This is a genomic window from Streptomyces sp. NPDC050549 (genome assembly GCF_040655035.1).
Classification (GTDB): Bacteria; Actinomycetota; Actinomycetes; order Streptomycetales; family Streptomycetaceae; genus Streptomyces.
The window spans coordinates 167,317-180,789 of sequence record NZ_JBFAJD010000006.1; the positions used below are offsets into that span (position 1 = coordinate 167,317).

General features: G+C 71.1%; 11 protein-coding genes and 2 pseudogenes. 4 read left to right on the forward strand and 9 right to left on the reverse strand.

The window, feature by feature from the left end; genetic code table 11:
- Positions 1 to 6: 6 nt before the first annotated feature.
- Positions 7 to 450 carry an Lrp/AsnC family transcriptional regulator gene (locus tag AB0I51_RS12055; RefSeq protein ID WP_362973965.1) on the reverse strand — a complete coding sequence of 148 codons (444 nt, stop codon included), beginning with the start codon at positions 448 to 450 and terminating at the stop codon, positions 7 to 9.
- Between the two features lie 152 nt (positions 451 to 602).
- Between AB0I51_RS12055 and AB0I51_RS12060 the strand changes: the two genes are divergently transcribed.
- On the forward strand, positions 603 to 1,511 hold the full coding sequence (locus tag AB0I51_RS12060) for a PLP-dependent transferase (protein WP_362973967.1): 909 nt from the start codon (positions 603 to 605) through the stop codon (positions 1,509 to 1,511).
- A 169-nt stretch (positions 1,512 to 1,680) separates the two neighbouring features.
- Here AB0I51_RS12060 and AB0I51_RS12065 read toward each other — a convergent pair whose 3' ends face one another.
- A complete protein-coding gene (locus AB0I51_RS12065) occupies positions 1,681 to 2,175 on the reverse strand; it encodes a peptidylprolyl isomerase (protein WP_019074196.1) in 495 nt (164 codons plus the stop codon).
- Positions 2,176 to 2,454: 279 nt separating this feature from the next.
- Here AB0I51_RS12065 and AB0I51_RS12070 point away from each other — a divergent pair, with 279 nt between their 5' ends.
- Positions 2,455 to 3,774, forward strand: coding sequence for a DEAD/DEAH box helicase (locus tag AB0I51_RS12070; protein WP_362973969.1), 1,320 nt, complete (start codon positions 2,455 to 2,457; stop codon positions 3,772 to 3,774).
- Positions 3,775 to 3,818: 44 nt separating this feature from the next.
- On the opposite strand, the gene AB0I51_RS12075 is transcribed toward AB0I51_RS12070, so the two are convergent.
- Positions 3,819 to 4,112 (reverse strand): hypothetical protein, encoded by a 294-nt coding sequence (locus AB0I51_RS12075; RefSeq protein WP_362974201.1) that lies wholly within the window; start codon positions 4,110 to 4,112, stop codon positions 3,819 to 3,821.
- Positions 4,113 to 4,377: 265 nt separating this feature from the next.
- On the opposite strand from AB0I51_RS12075, the gene AB0I51_RS12080 reads away from it, so the two are divergent.
- Complete coding sequence (locus AB0I51_RS12080; protein WP_362973971.1) at positions 4,378 to 6,357, forward strand: hypothetical protein; 1,980 nt, start codon at positions 4,378 to 4,380, stop codon at positions 6,355 to 6,357.
- A gap of 21 nt (positions 6,358 to 6,378) precedes the next feature.
- Here the strand turns inward: AB0I51_RS12080 and AB0I51_RS12085 are convergent, their stop codons facing one another.
- Positions 6,379 to 7,395 (reverse strand): LacI family DNA-binding transcriptional regulator, encoded by a 1,017-nt coding sequence (locus AB0I51_RS12085; protein ID WP_362973973.1) that lies wholly within the window; start codon positions 7,393 to 7,395, stop codon positions 6,379 to 6,381.
- A gap of 402 nt (positions 7,396 to 7,797) precedes the next feature.
- Between AB0I51_RS12085 and AB0I51_RS12090 the strand changes: the two genes are divergently transcribed.
- On the forward strand, positions 7,798 to 8,376 hold the full coding sequence (locus AB0I51_RS12090; protein WP_362973975.1) for a cysteine dioxygenase family protein: 579 nt from the start codon (positions 7,798 to 7,800) through the stop codon (positions 8,374 to 8,376).
- 106 nt (positions 8,377 to 8,482) lie between these two features.
- Here AB0I51_RS12090 and AB0I51_RS12095 read toward each other — a convergent pair whose 3' ends face one another.
- From AB0I51_RS12095 to AB0I51_RS12115, 5 genes and pseudogenes are all read right to left on the reverse strand, one after another.
- A complete protein-coding gene (locus AB0I51_RS12095) occupies positions 8,483 to 8,803 on the reverse strand; it encodes a hypothetical protein (protein WP_362973977.1) in 321 nt (106 codons plus the stop codon).
- A 153-nt stretch (positions 8,804 to 8,956) separates the two neighbouring features.
- Positions 8,957 to 9,631, reverse strand: a complete 675-nt coding sequence (locus AB0I51_RS12100) for an Asp/Glu racemase (protein WP_362973979.1) — start codon at positions 9,629 to 9,631, stop codon at positions 8,957 to 8,959.
- Positions 9,632 to 9,634: 3 nt separating this feature from the next.
- A complete protein-coding gene (locus AB0I51_RS12105) occupies positions 9,635 to 10,180 on the reverse strand; it encodes a (2Fe-2S)-binding protein (protein ID WP_362973981.1) in 546 nt (181 codons plus the stop codon).
- Positions 10,177 to 12,584 (reverse strand): annotated as a pseudogene (locus AB0I51_RS12110) (xanthine dehydrogenase family protein molybdopterin-binding subunit). Before AB0I51_RS12110 ends, AB0I51_RS12105 begins: the two are co-directional and overlap by 4 nt.
- A pseudogene (locus AB0I51_RS12115) lies at positions 12,581 to 13,420 on the reverse strand (xanthine dehydrogenase family protein subunit M); the annotation flags it as partial. The pseudogenes AB0I51_RS12110 and AB0I51_RS12115, both read right to left, overlap by 4 nt.
- Between the last annotated feature and the right edge of the window lie 53 nt (positions 13,421 to 13,473).

The following is a 13,473-nucleotide window of genomic DNA, read 5'->3' on the forward strand; positions in this document are numbered from 1 at the left end:
CGATCCTCACGCGCGGTCGGGCGAGAGCGTCTTCATACTGACGTAGCTGGTCACCGTCGCCACACCGGGCAGGCCGGCCAGCTGGTTCGCGTGGAAGTCCTCGTAGGCCGGCAGGTCGGCCACCTCGACCTGGAGCAGATAGTCGAAGTTGCCGGTGATGTGGTGGGCGTGGACCACCTCGGGCAGCCGGGTCACGGCACTCTCGAACGCGACCACGTCCGCGCGGGTGTGCCGCATCAGCCGTACACCCGCGAACACCCGCAGACCGCGGCCGACCGCGGCGGGATCGATGAGCGCCCGGTAGCCGCGAATCACCCCGGCCTCCTCCAGCTGACGCACGCGCCGCAGACAGGGGGAGGGCGACAGTCCCACCCGGGCGGCGAGGTCGTTGTTGCTGATACGGCCGTGCTGTTCGAGTACGGCCAGGATCGACCGGTCCACCTCATCCATGGGGGCAGATTAATGCTCTCAGGGATTGCCTAGCACAATTCTGCGCCTGCACTGAGCGCAATTTGCTGCCAAAGTTGCCGAGATCCAGATGTGTCGGAGCTCTGGTCGGCCACGCTTCATGGGGTCACACCGACGCTCCACGGAGGGCAGCCATGCCGGGCAGCAGCACCAACACAGTTCACGCCGATCGTGAGGTCCACCCCATCCGCGCCGTGGCACCGCCCATCTACCAGACGGCGGCGTTCTCGGCCGAGGACGCCGAGACGTTCGCACAGGGCGCCGTCGCCCCACGCGGCAAGGACTTCTACACCCGCTTCGGCAACCCGAACCACGCACAGGTCGCCGCCGTCGTCGCCGAACTGGAGCACACCGATGCGGCCATGGTCACCGCGTCCGGGATGGCCGCGCTCACCACGGCCGTCCTGGCCCTGGTCTCCGCCGGCGACCACGTCATCGGGCAGAAGTCCACCTACGGCGGCACCGCGTCGGTGCTGCTGAACCTGCTGCCGCGCCTGGGCGTGTCGACCACCCTCGTGGACCAGACCGACCCGGAGTCGTTCGCGCGGGCACTGACCCCGCAGACCCGCCTGATCCTGCTGGAGACCCCGAGCAACCCGCTGCTGCAGATCACCGACCTGCGCGCCGTTGCGGACCTGACACATGGACAAGTCGACAATGAAAGGCGGATACCCGTGAAGGCGAACCGCAAGGCGAAGCACGGCCTGCTGACCACCGGCGCCGCATGCGCGGAACTGGGGCTGATGACCGAAAGCGCGTCGGCGTACTCGGCGATCGTGCTCTCCGGACGCGGCTACGGCGTGGTCACCACTGGCGGGACCTACGTCTACGCCTGCGACACCAAGGCCGACAACTGGGGAGTGCGTACCGAGTACTACACGAGCAGGGGTGTCACCGACATCGTGGTCGACGCCAACGGCAGTGCGAGCGGCTGTGGCGGCGAGTCACCCACCGGCGGCGGCCACATCGTCCGCGCCCGCGTCTGCGCCGGAGTGAGCGGCGCCAACGCCTCCTGCACGTCCTGGTACTACTACCCCTGGTGACCGAACCCCGGGCCACGGAGCGCGGTGTCTGTGGCCGGGACGGGGGTCCGGCCACCGCCCGACGCCGTGCGGTCGACGGGGGACCGTCCGACCTTGCGCGGACACGGCCCGGGCCCCGGGGACGAGACGATCGTCCCCGGGGCCCGGGCGTGCGGGTGCCGAGTGGGGCTCAGCCCTCGACGACGCCGGAAGCGGCGATCTCGATCTTCGCCTTGGTGGCGCCCGACTGCGAGCCCAGGGACTCGATCTTGTCGATGATCTCCTGACCCTCGACGGCCTCGCCGAAGACGACGTGCTTGCCGTCGAGCCACGAGGTGACGACGGTGGTGATGAAGAACTGCGAGCCGTTGGTGTTGCGGCCGGCGTTCGCCATCGACAGCAGGTACGGGCGGTCGTGCTTCAGGTCGAAGTTCTCGTCCGCGAACTTCTCGCCGTAGATGCTCTTGCCGCCGGTGCCGTTGTGGTTGGTGAAGTCACCGCCCTGCAGCATGAACTGCGGGATGACGCGGTGGAAGCCGGAGCCCGCGTAGCCGAAGCCGTTCTGCCCCGTGGCCAGCTCGCGGAAGTTCCGGGCGGTCTTCGGGACGACATCGTCGAACAGGTTGAAGACGATGCGGCCTGCGGGGGCGCCGTCGATGGTGATGTCGAAGTAGACGTTGCTCATAGTAAATTCTGTCACTTTCGGTGTGATGCACACTGCCCGGCGCAGCCGTGTGCCGAACGCCGGGCCGTTACCTCAGATAGCCCTGATAGCAGAACTCTATCCACAGACCCGTCGTCCTCACTGTCGGCACCGACAGCGTGTGCTGCGCGGGCCGAGCCGAGCGGCGGGTGCCCTGGGTGTCCGCTGATAAAGTGGGAGAACCCTTCGAGATCGCCGGGGCCCGTACCAAGGGGTGCGGGCCCCGGCGCGTTGCGGGCATCAGACCGAGGAAGGTTCCCCATGAACGCGAAGCCGCCCACCGCTTCCTTCGCCACGCTCGGGCTGCCGCCCGAACTGGTCGGGACGATGACGGACCTCGGGGTGACGGAACCCTTCCCGATCCAGGCGGCGACGCTCCCCGACGCACTGGCCGGCCACGATGTGCTGGGCCGGGCACGGACCGGTTCCGGCAAGACGCTCGCTTTCGGGCTCCCGCTGCTCGTACGGATCGCGGGCCGGCGGGCGGAGTCGAAGAGGCCCCTGGCACTGGTCCTGGTGCCGACCCGGGAACTCGCACAGCAGGTGGACGACGCGCTCGCCCCGTACGCGCGGACAATGGGTGTGCGGCTGGCGACGGTGGTCGGCGGTCTGTCGATCAACCGGCAGACGGCGTTGCTGCGGACCGGTGTCGAGGTGGTCGTCGCGACGCCGGGGCGGCTGACCGACCTGGTGTCACGCCGCGACTGCCACCTGAACCACGTACGGATCACGGTGCTGGACGAGGCGGACCAGATGTGCGACCTGGGGTTCCTGCCGCAGGTCTCGGACCTCCTGGACCAGATCCCCTCCGACGGGCAGCGGCTCCTGTTCTCGGCCACGCTCGACGGCGACGTCGACCGGCTGGTACAGGACTACCTCCACGACCCCGTTCTCGCATCGGTCGACCAGGCGGCGGGCTCGGTCGCGACGATGGAACACCACGTGCTGAACATCCACGGCGCCGACAAGTACGCCACGGCGACGGAGATCGCCGCGCGGGACGGCCGCGTGCTGATGTTCCTGGACACCAAGGCCGGGGTGGACCAGTTCACCCGTCACCTGCGGGCCGGCGGGGTACGGGCCGCGGCCCTGCACAGCGGGAAGTCGCAGCCGCAACGCACGCACACCCTCGCCCAGTTCAAGAACGGCGAGGTCACCGTGCTGGTGGCCACCAACGTCGCCGCTCGCGGCATTCACATCGACGCGCTCGACCTCGTCGTCAACGTCGACCCGCCGGCCGATGCCAAGGACTACCTGCACCGCGGCGGTCGTACGGCGCGCGCAGGGGAGTCCGGGAAGGTGGTCACCCTGGTCACGCCCGGCCAGCGGCGTGATGTGAACCGCATGATGTCCGAGGCGGGCATCCGGCCGACCGTCACACAGGTGCGCTCGGGCGAGGAGAAGCTGACGGCCATCACCGGGGCCAAACGCCCTCCGGCGGGGACGCAGCCCAGTGGCAACGCCCCCTTCCGCGGCATGGGCACCCGTCCGGGCCGACCGGCCAAGGAGTCCCGCAAGGCCGCCGAGGCCCGCAAGACCGCGGAAGCCCGCGCGGCGGCCCGGGTACGCAAGAGCCGCTGACCTCACGGACAACGGCACCGGAGCCGCGCGGCGCGGCTCCGGGATCATGCGCCGCCGACGACTCCGGGTGGGACGAAGCGGCGGTGCAGTGGCCGGAATTCACTTTCGGGCTGACCGCTGATGCCGGCCTTCTCGACGGCGGGAGCCAGTCGTTCGGTGAAGAAGGTCTGGAAGGCCTCTTCGGAGTCCCAGACGTCGGTCACATTGAGTGCTTCGTCGTCGAACCAGGCCACGTGCACCTGTGAGCCCGCAGGGGCCGCCTCTTCCCAGCCCACGGTGTCCCGCACGGTGTCGTACTGCTCGGGGGTGACACCCGTCCACCGCATGAACATCACCACAGCCAATGTCCGCTCCTCGCTCGTGTCGTGTACGACCGGCCACCGGTGGTGGCCTGGACATCCTCCTGCGCGACAGGGACGGGGCGAAGAGCGTACGGAGGCACGGCACGGCTGCGGTTCACTCTTCGCGCCCGGTAGGCACGAGTCCGCATCTCCGCGCGGAGGCCCCCTTCGGCGGCGCGCAACGGTGACCTGTCCGGGATTCACTCGTTTGACCCAACGGCACTCGCCGTGTCCTCTCCCGTCCCGGAAAGCGTCCCGTTCCATGAATCTTCGTTCGCGCCGCCCCCATGCCGGGGGTGTCAGGTCTCGGGTTCGGGAGGCCGAGTCCGTACTCGTCGAGCAGTACGGCGATCTGGTCCGTCTGGCGCACCTCGTCCTCCCGGCCTCGCTAGGCCGGCACCGACGGGTACTCGTGGCGCACGCCCTCGTCCAGCGGGCGCTGCGCCGCGCGGGCACGGAACCCTCCGCGCCCGTCGTCCCTTCGCCGCGCGGGGAGACCCGCGCGGGGGACTCCGTGGAGCGCCGTCTCCTGACCGAGGTGCTGCGCGCCGCTCTGGCTCATGGACGGCGCCCGCGGATGTGGCCCGCACGGTTCGCCCACCCGGGCGCGCTACGGCCCCGGCTGCCCCTGGTCCTGGGACTGCGCCTGTTCCCACGTTCGGGCGGGGCGGACGAACTCGCCCTGGCGCAACGGCTGTCCGCAGCCCCGGCCGCGGCCCGCGCCGCCTTCCTGCTGCGCACGGTCCACGGCCTGCCCCTCGACGCCGTCCACGAACTGCTGGCATCGGCGAACGCGCCGGACCCGGCCGCCGCCCTGCGCACCGCGGACCTCCTGGAGGAGAGCTCGCGCAGATCCCCCGCCGTGCTGCTGGCGTCACAGGAGTTCGACGCCTGCGCCCTCCAGGCCGGCCCCACCGACCTGCTGCGCCGCACCCGGCGGACCCGCCTGCTCCTGGGGGCCGCCGCGATCGGACTGGTGACGGTGGTGACCCTGGCAGTGACCGGTGACGGTACGGCACAGCGGCAGGCCCCGGAGACTCCGGCGGCACCCGGTATGCCGCGTACGGCGGACCTGGTCCGCACGGCCGCCGGGGCGTGGGACAACACCTCGCGGGTCGACTTCACCGCCTGGCCGACCCGAGGCTCCCGCGCCCACGACCAAGGCCTCCTGGACCGCGCTCTGCACGCATGGACGCACCCGCAGACCGGCACCCGCCCCCACCTGGCCCCCGCCACGACCGCGGTCCCACCGACGACCGCACCGCAACTCCTCTACGCGGGAGACGTCGGCGACCGCGAGGTGGTGCTGTTCTACGACGGACAGCGCCTCGCCCGCTACAGCGAGACCCGCTCCCCGGCGCGGCACACGGAGTTGAGCGTCGCCCGCGTCGACGACGCCGACGTCACCACGGCGGCGGCCGTCACCCTCACCCGGGCGGACGGCACCGCCCGCTACCTGCTGGCCCCCTGGGTCGCCGAGGCGCAGACCCGCGACCTGCTGCGCCCCGACGTCCTGGCCCGCGCGCTGCACGTCTCGAAGGACGGCGTTACGGACCCGGTCCCGACCGTGCCCGCGAGAGCGCACTGCGACAACAGGCCGGTGCTGCAACTGCGTTCCTCGCCGCGTATCGCCGAACACCACGCGTTCCTGCTCGCCCCTCTCGGCGACCTGTCCCCGGTCCACCTCACCTACACCCCCTTGCCGGGCCACGGCACACCGCCCGCCCGCCGGCCCCGCGAGGCCACCGGCTCCCAGGCCCTGCTGGCCTGGGCCCACCAGGCATGCGCCCTGCAGCCGCTGCGCGACACCGGCGTACGCGCCGTCAACAACTGGGACTTCGCCGAACAGGACCTGCCCGACGGAGGCGGCCACGCCGTGTGGACCTGCGCCCGCGCCGACACCTGGCGCGGACCCGGGGACGTGACGATCTCCTTCCGCACCAGCGGATACGCGCCCGCCGCGCCGGCCCGGACGGTCACCCGGGCCCGCGCGACCGCGGCCTGCAGCCGGTTCGGTCAGCATGTCGTCGCCGCGAGCGGCTGGCGGTCCCCGAACGGCCACTGGTACGCGCTGGCCGCCGGCAGCCGCGCCGTCACCAGCCTGTCGGTGAGCGGAGACGTCAAGGCCACGAAGCGGTCCCGCACCCTCGCCGCACCCGCTCCCGGCAACCCGCGCATCATCGTCCGGGCCCGGCTTGCCACCGGCGAAGCCCTGGACGCCGTCGGCACTCCCGGAACGTGAGCCCCGTGCCGCTCTGCGGCCCTACCGGCGTGCGGACCTCGGCGGCGCCACCGAACCGCGTGGCTTCGCCGCCGGAGGCAGGACTTTGCGACGGCTGAGTTTGTTCTCGTCGATCGCCTTGACCGTGCGCTTGACCACCAGGTCCACCAGCAGGTCGGCCGGCCACCGGTAGCTGGACAGCGGCGGTGTCAACAGCCGCGACAGCGGGTGGTCGTCGAAGCCCATGACCGAGACGTCGTCGGGTACTTCGAGTCCCAGCTCCCGGGCCCCGGCGTAGACGCCGTAGGCCATCGAATCGGCCAGGCACAGAAACGCGGTCGGCGGATTCGCGGAGCCCAGTACGGTCCGCGCCACGGCGGTGGCGCCGTCCAGGTCGTGCGGCGAGGGGTGGAGCGTGACGTTCAGTCCGAGGCTCCGCGCGACCCGATGGGCGATCACCTCGGCGGGGCGGTCGGGGGTGGTGGGCCGGCTCGGGGTCATGACGGCGATCCTGCGGTGACCGCAGTCGACGAGGCGGTGGAAGGCGTCGGTGACCCCGGCCTCGTTGTCGAAAACGACCTCCGCCGCGGTGGCCGCCCCTGGCAGCCCGTCACCGATGGACGTCAGCACCGTCCGCCGGGCGACCTCCTTCCAGTGCGCGGCGGCCGGGTCGACCGGCAGCACGATCAGCGCGTCCACCCGCTGGTCGGCCAGTTGGGAGGCGAGCGTGGCCTCGAGTTCGGGGTCGTTGGAGGCGTCGACGATCAGCGCGTGCCGGCCGACGCCGAGAAACCTGCGGCCCAGGGCAGCGGCGAGGTCCTGCTGCCAGACATCGGCGAGCGACCCGCACAGCACTCCGACATACCCGGTGCGACCGGAGGCCAGGGCGCGGGCGATCGGGTCCGCCTGGTAGCCGAGCCGATCGGCGACCTCGCGGACGCGTCGTTGGGTCTCGGGCGGCACCTGGAGTCCGCGGAGCGCGTACGACACCGCGGCGGCGGAGAGCCCGGTCTCCTCCGCGATGTCGCGCAGGGTGATCCGCCGCGGCTGTTTTGGCACGTCGTCAGTGTAACGACTCGATGAACTGGGGAGCCGCCCCCGTCGCCCGGAGCGGAACGGCCTCTCGGCGCGCATTGACACCGGCTCAGCTTAAGCGCTTCACTGGACCGCATCACTGAAGCGCTTAAGTTGAGAGACGGCATGAGTGAGCACGGCGCGACCGACAATCACTGCCCGCTGTCGCCGCGGCTGCCAACTCCGCCTCGGCCTCGGCGTCTTGGTCGACACCTCGGCGTCGTACGGCCTCAGGAGGCCGACGCGGTGGCTCGTGTCCTGGGCGTCGACGTCCTGGTGGTGGGAAGCGACTCGCCCGGTGCCACCCCGGTCGACCCCGAACTCGGCACGGCAGCGGGGCGCCGTACGTGTCACCAATCCATGCCACCTGCCCGAAGGAGTACGACCGTGACCGCACCACTCCCGTCCCACGACCTCGACACCGCAGCCGCCCGCGATGCCGAGCCATGGCAAAGAGTGCGGGCGGCTGTCACTCTCGGCGCACTCCCGGGCCGCGACCTGGACAAGCGGGAGTTGCTGGAGCTGGCCTCGTCGATCGCCACGGACCCCGGCAGCTGGCGTGAGCACGTGGCCTTCGACGACGACAAGCGGCACTACGTCTCGCTGTACCGGGACGCCCATGTCGATGTCTGGGTGCTGTGCTGGACGCCGCGGAGCGACACCGGCTGGCACGATCACGATGTTTCGTCCGGTGCCGTGGCGGTGGCCGAGGGAGCGCTCGTCGAACACAATCTGGCCGTCGGCGTGCCGAGTCTGGCGACCGAGGTGCCGGCCGGTCAGGTCTTCTGCTTCGGCCCGGACCACATCCACCGGCTCACCGGACGCGATGCCGGCAGTGTCTCCATCCACACCTACTCACCGCCGTTGTGGCGGATGGGCCAGTACACGGTGGCGCGCAACGGGATCCTCCGCCGCACGTCGGTCTCCTACGCCGACGAGTTGCGTCCACTGGACGACATGATCTGACCCGACTGACGCAGTTCGCTGCCGACTCCGTCCCGTGAGGTGACAGGCCCGGGAGCCGGGACTGCTGAGCGAGGCGAACGAATGCCACGCACTGACCGCCCGCCGGTCAGGCGGCAGCGGCCCGCAGATCTCCGGCCGTCAGCAGCGGCAACAGCCCGATGCCCTCGGCCGCGAGGGCGCCTGCGCCGCCTTGTTCACGGTCGATCACGCACAGAGCCGCAAAGACCTGAGCCCCCCGACCACGCAGGTCGGCGGTCGACAGCACGATCTGTCCGCCGCTGGTGACCACACCCTCGACGGCCGGCACCCGACGGCCCTCGGCCTCGACTCCTTCGGCGGGACGGCAGGTGCCGTGTGGCTCGGCCTGCTTCCGCACGAACGCGCAGGGCAGGCCCGTGTGTCGGCCGAGCGCGGTCACCACCGGCATGCCGCCCAACTCCGGACCGGGCCAGAACCTCGGTGCCGGAAGGCACCAGCGGAACCCTCTGCCGGGCGATCTCGTCCAGCAGGACCGGTCGCCCTCGAACCGGTACTTGTCGCCCTGGAACGATTGAGCAGTCCACCGATTTCCCGCAGTCCCTCACGGCTGCCCAGGACCTGCCCCTTCCTGTCCTCCGGCACCGGCCCGGCCGCTGAGCAGGCTGCCCGCGCCGGGAACGACCGCGGGCAGACCCAGTTCGACGAGGGCGCGGTACGCCGTCGCGGTGGCCGCCGAGAGCATGGGCAGTCCCGCCGCTTCCTGCGCCGCCTGGATCGACGGCAGCGAAGGCATCTGGACACAGGCGGACAGGACGAGCGCGTCGGCCCGTGACAGATCCAGGCGCCGCCGGTGCTCGCGCGGATCGGCTGGGTCGAGGCGGGCTACGGCCAGGTTGTCCGGCACCTCCAGGCTCAGCGCGTCCACCACCTCGATGCCCGCGTCCTCGATGCAGTCGGCCACGAGCTGCGTGAGCGGCTTCAGATACGGCGTGACGATCGCGACCCGCGCGGCTCCCAGAGCCCTGATGCCGTCGAGCAGAGCACCCGCGCTCGACACCACCGCGGCCCGGGAGCCCTCGGCGCGCAGCACCGCGGTGATCTCGTCCTCGGCGGTGCAGTGGTACCCCGGCCCCTGCGCCATGATGGCCACGAGGCAGGCCGTGACGACCACGTCGGGCCGGGCGTCGGCCAGTTCCAGTGCTGCTCGCCCGGTCTGGGCGTTCATGGCGCGCAGCTCGGGGGAGGCGTTGACCGGCACCGTGTTGGTGAGCTGCATGGGTCAGTGCTCCTTGTCGGCAGGCTTGTCACAGGGGGCGGCGCAGCCCCCGCGCCGGGCCGTCGCGCAGGCGTCGATCGCCTCGACGATGGTCTGGTAGCCGGTGCACCGGCACAGGTTCGAGGCGACCACCTCGCGGATCTCCTCCTTGCTCGCGTCGGGCCGCTCGGCGAGGAACCCGTCGGCGAGCATCAGGAAACCGGGCGTGCAGAACCCGCACTGCAACGCGTGGTGCTCGGTGAACGCCTGTTGCAGATCGTTCAAGCCGCCGTCACCGTCCGGCAGCGACTCGACCGTGCGGATCCGGACCCCTTCGGCCTGCGCCGCGGACATCAGGCAGGCGCGGACGGGCCGTTCGTCGACCAGGACCGTGCAGGCACCGCAGATGCCGTGCTCGCATCCGACGTGCGTACCGGTCAGCCGCAGGTCGTGCCGGAGTACGTCGACGAGGGTGCGGCGGGGCTCGGTGATCACTTCGCGCTGCTCGCCGTTGACGTCGAGGGCGATGAGCTGGAGCGGCGGATGTGTCACGACGGGGTCGGTGTTCATGAGGACAACTCCAGGTTCGGAGCGCCGTTCAGGGCGCGGTGCACGGTCTCGGGGGTGATCGGTGTGTGGTCGAGTTCGACGCCGGCCGGGCGCAGCGCGTCGTTGACGGCGTTGAGGACGGCGGCGGGCGCCCCGATCGTGCCGCCCTCGCCGGCCCCCTTCGCGCCGGTCTCGGTGAACGCGCAGGGTGTCTCCAGATGGTGGATCAGCACGTCAGGGATCTCGTGGGCGGTGGGCACCTTGTAGTCCGTGAAGCCGGTCGCCGACGGTTCGCCCTGGGCGTCGTACGTCACCTGCTCGAACAGCGCGCCCGCGATGCCCTGCGCGATATCGCCCCGGCACTGCCCTTCCACGACCTGCGGGTTGATGGCGACCCCGCAGTCCTCGACACACACGTCCGCAGGATCTCCACCTGCCCGGTGTCGGCGTGGAGTTCGACGACGCAGCCGTGGGTGGCGTTGGAGAAGGTGCCGTCGTTGAAGACGTCGAAGGTGGCGGTGACCGACAGGCCCGGCTCGATGTCCTTGGGAAGCAAGTGGGCCTGGAGATGGGCGATGCCGGCGATCTGCTCGTAGGTGAGGACGTCGGAGGCGTTACGGCGACGAGCCGCGCCGGATGTCAACTCCACCTCGTCGGGGGCGACTTCCCAGCGGGCTGCGGCGATCGCGCGCAGTTTGTCGCCGAGTTTCGCGGCGGCCAGGCGTAAGGCGCTGCCGCCGATGGTGATGGAACGGCTGGCGAAGGTGCGGAAGCCGTAGGTGATGCGGTCGGTGTCGCCCTGATGGAGCCTCACCTTGCCGGTGTCCAGGGCGAGTTCGTCGGCGACGATCTGTGCCATCGTCGTCTCGTGGCTCTGCCCGTGGTTCATGGTGCCGGTGCTGAAGGTGACCGTGCCGCTGGTGTCCATCCGTACTTCGGAGATGTCGAAGCCGGGCACCACCTTCATCTTGCGCTGCGCGAAGGCCGCAGAGCCGTAGCCGGTGCGCTCGCTGAAGCACGCGTAGCCGATGCCGAGGCGCCGGCCCTCTGTCGCCGCCGCTGCCTGCTTCTCGTACCAGCCCTCCTCGCGCACGAGCAGCTCGCAGAGGTTGAGCGACTCCAGGTAGGAGCCCGGGTCACAGGTGATGTTGTTGACGCCTGTGTACGGGAAGTCGGTGATGACGTTGCGGCGGCGGATCTCGACCGGGTCCAGGGCCAGTTCACGGGTGGCGCGCTCGAAGAGCCGCTCCATGACCATGACGTACTGGGGCCGGCTCACCCCGCGATACGGCCCGGTGGGCGCCTTGTTGGTGGTGACCGCGCGGCCCCGCACCCGGTAGGCGGGAACCTTGTAGACGCCGGGCATCTCGGCGGACGCCATCAGTGGCTCGACGCCCGCCGTGAAGGGGTAGCAGGAGTAGGCGCCCATGTCGCAGACCACGTCCGTGTCGAGCGCGAGGATCCTGCCGTCGGCGTCGAAGGCCGCGCGGGCCCGGTAGTGCTGTTCACGGGCGAGGAAGGAAGCGGTCAGGGCGTCCTTGCGGTCCTCGATCCACTTCACCGGCCGGCGCAGGCGCAGCGCGGCAGCGGCGGTGGCGATCTCCTCGCGGCCGACCACGCACTTCTGGCCGAACCCGCCGCCCATGTCGGGCGCCACGACCCGTACGGCGCGCTCGTCGAGACGGAGACAGCGGGACGCCACCGTCCGTACCTGGTGCGGGATCTGGGTGCAGGTGTGCAGGACGAGCTGTTCCTCGCGGTCGTCCCAGTGGGCCACGGCACCCCGGGCCTCCAGCGGCAGCGCGTTCTGTCTTCCGGTCCTTGTGTCGACCTCGACGACGCAGGGCGCGGACGCGAAGATCCCGTCGATGCCGTCCGTCGCGAACAGTGAGACGTCCACCAGGGTGTTGTGCGCGGCCTCGGCGTGCACGAGCGGGGCGCCGTCCGCGAACGCCGCCTCCTCGGACATGACCGGGGGCAGCGTGACGTACGAGACCTTCGCGGCCTCCAGGCCGTCCTCCGCCGCGTACGCGTCGCGGGCCACGACGATCGCGATCGGCTCACCGACGTAGCGGACCTTGTCGCGGGCCAGGACCGGCATGGCGGTCGGGACGAACTCCGAGCGCGGGCGCCCCAGTTGGGCAACGATGTCACCCAGCTCCAGGTCCTCGGCCGTGAACGCGGCGACGACGCCCGGGATTTCGAGGACCGCCGACACATCCACCGAGGCCAGTTCCGCGTGGGCGACGGTGCTGCGCACGAACTGGGCGTGCAGCATGCCGGGCAGTGCGATGTCGTCGACGAACCGGCCGCGCCCGGCGAGCAGCCGGGAATCCTCGCGGCGGCGAACCGCCCTGCCGACCAACTTCCGTTCGCTCAGGGGGACATCGCTCATGGGGACGTTGCTCTCTGGGGCATTGCTCATGAGGACACGGCCTCCTCGCAGGCGCGGCGGACCAGGGTCCGGACGAGTTGCCTGCGGTAGTGGGTGCTGCCGGACGCGTCCGCGGGCGGCTCCACGGCCTGTGCCGCTGCCGACGCGCAGGCCTCGAACGAACCGCCGTCCGCCAGCACGGCCTCCGCCTCCGGCACCCGGACCGCCGCGGATGCCACCCCGCCCAGCGCGACCCGCCCGGAGCGCACCTCGCCGTCCTCCACATCGAGGTCGACGGCAGCGGCCACCAGGGCGAAGTCCCCGCGCCGCTCGGCGAATTCGGTGAGCGCGGCATGCGGAGCGGGACGGGGGAAGACGATCTCGACGAGGATCTCGTCCGGGTCGAGGGCCGTCGTGTAGTAGCCGAGGAAGAAGTCCCCGGCCGCGATCGTGCGCTCTCCCCGCGGCCCGCGTGCCACGAACTCCGCGCCGAGCGTCACCGCGAGCAGGCACCACTCGGCGGTGGCGTCGCCGTGCGCCATGCTGCCGCCCACCGTGCCGCGGGTACGGATCGGCAGGTGCCCGATCCACGTCATGGCCCTGTTCAGGACCTCGAAGCCCGCCCCCAGCACCCCGGCCGGATCGCTCTCCACCGTGTGGTGGGTGGTGAGCGCCCCGATGCGCAGTGCGCCGTCGGCGTCCCGGTGCATCCGGTCCAGTTCCCGCAGGCCGGCCATGTCGACGAGGTGCCCCGGACGGGCCAGCCGGTAGTTCATCATCGCGACGAGACTCTGTCCGCCGGCGATGACCTTGGCGTCCTCGCCGAGCTCGGCCAGCAGCCGCGCGGCACCGTCGACGTCGCGGGCCCGGTGGTACTGGAAGGGGGCGGAAGGTGTTCCACCGGGCCGAGCGCAGCCTCGAAACCGAACACCGCGGAAAG

Bases quoted from the DNA above. Each gene is read 5' to 3' on its own strand.
- AB0I51_RS12055 (WP_362973965.1), bottom strand. From the start codon at position 450: ATGGATGAGGTGGACCGGTCGATCCTGGCCGTACTCGAACAGCACGGC.
- AB0I51_RS12060 (WP_362973967.1), top strand. From the start codon at position 603: ATGCCGGGCAGCAGCACCAACACAGTTCACGCCGATCGTGAGGTCCAC.
- AB0I51_RS12065 (WP_019074196.1), bottom strand. From the start codon at position 2,175: ATGAGCAACGTCTACTTCGACATCACCATCGACGGCGCCCCCGCAGGC.
- AB0I51_RS12070 (WP_362973969.1), top strand. From the start codon at position 2,455: ATGAACGCGAAGCCGCCCACCGCTTCCTTCGCCACGCTCGGGCTGCCG.
- AB0I51_RS12080 (WP_362973971.1), top strand. From the start codon at position 4,378: ATGAATCTTCGTTCGCGCCGCCCCCATGCCGGGGGTGTCAGGTCTCGG.
- AB0I51_RS12095 (WP_362973977.1), bottom strand. From the start codon at position 8,803: ATGCCGGTGGTGACCGCGCTCGGCCGACACACGGGCCTGCCCTGCGCG.
- AB0I51_RS12100 (WP_362973979.1), bottom strand. From the start codon at position 9,631: ATGCAGCTCACCAACACGGTGCCGGTCAACGCCTCCCCCGAGCTGCGC.
- AB0I51_RS12105 (WP_362973981.1), bottom strand. From the start codon at position 10,180: ATGAACACCGACCCCGTCGTGACACATCCGCCGCTCCAGCTCATCGCC.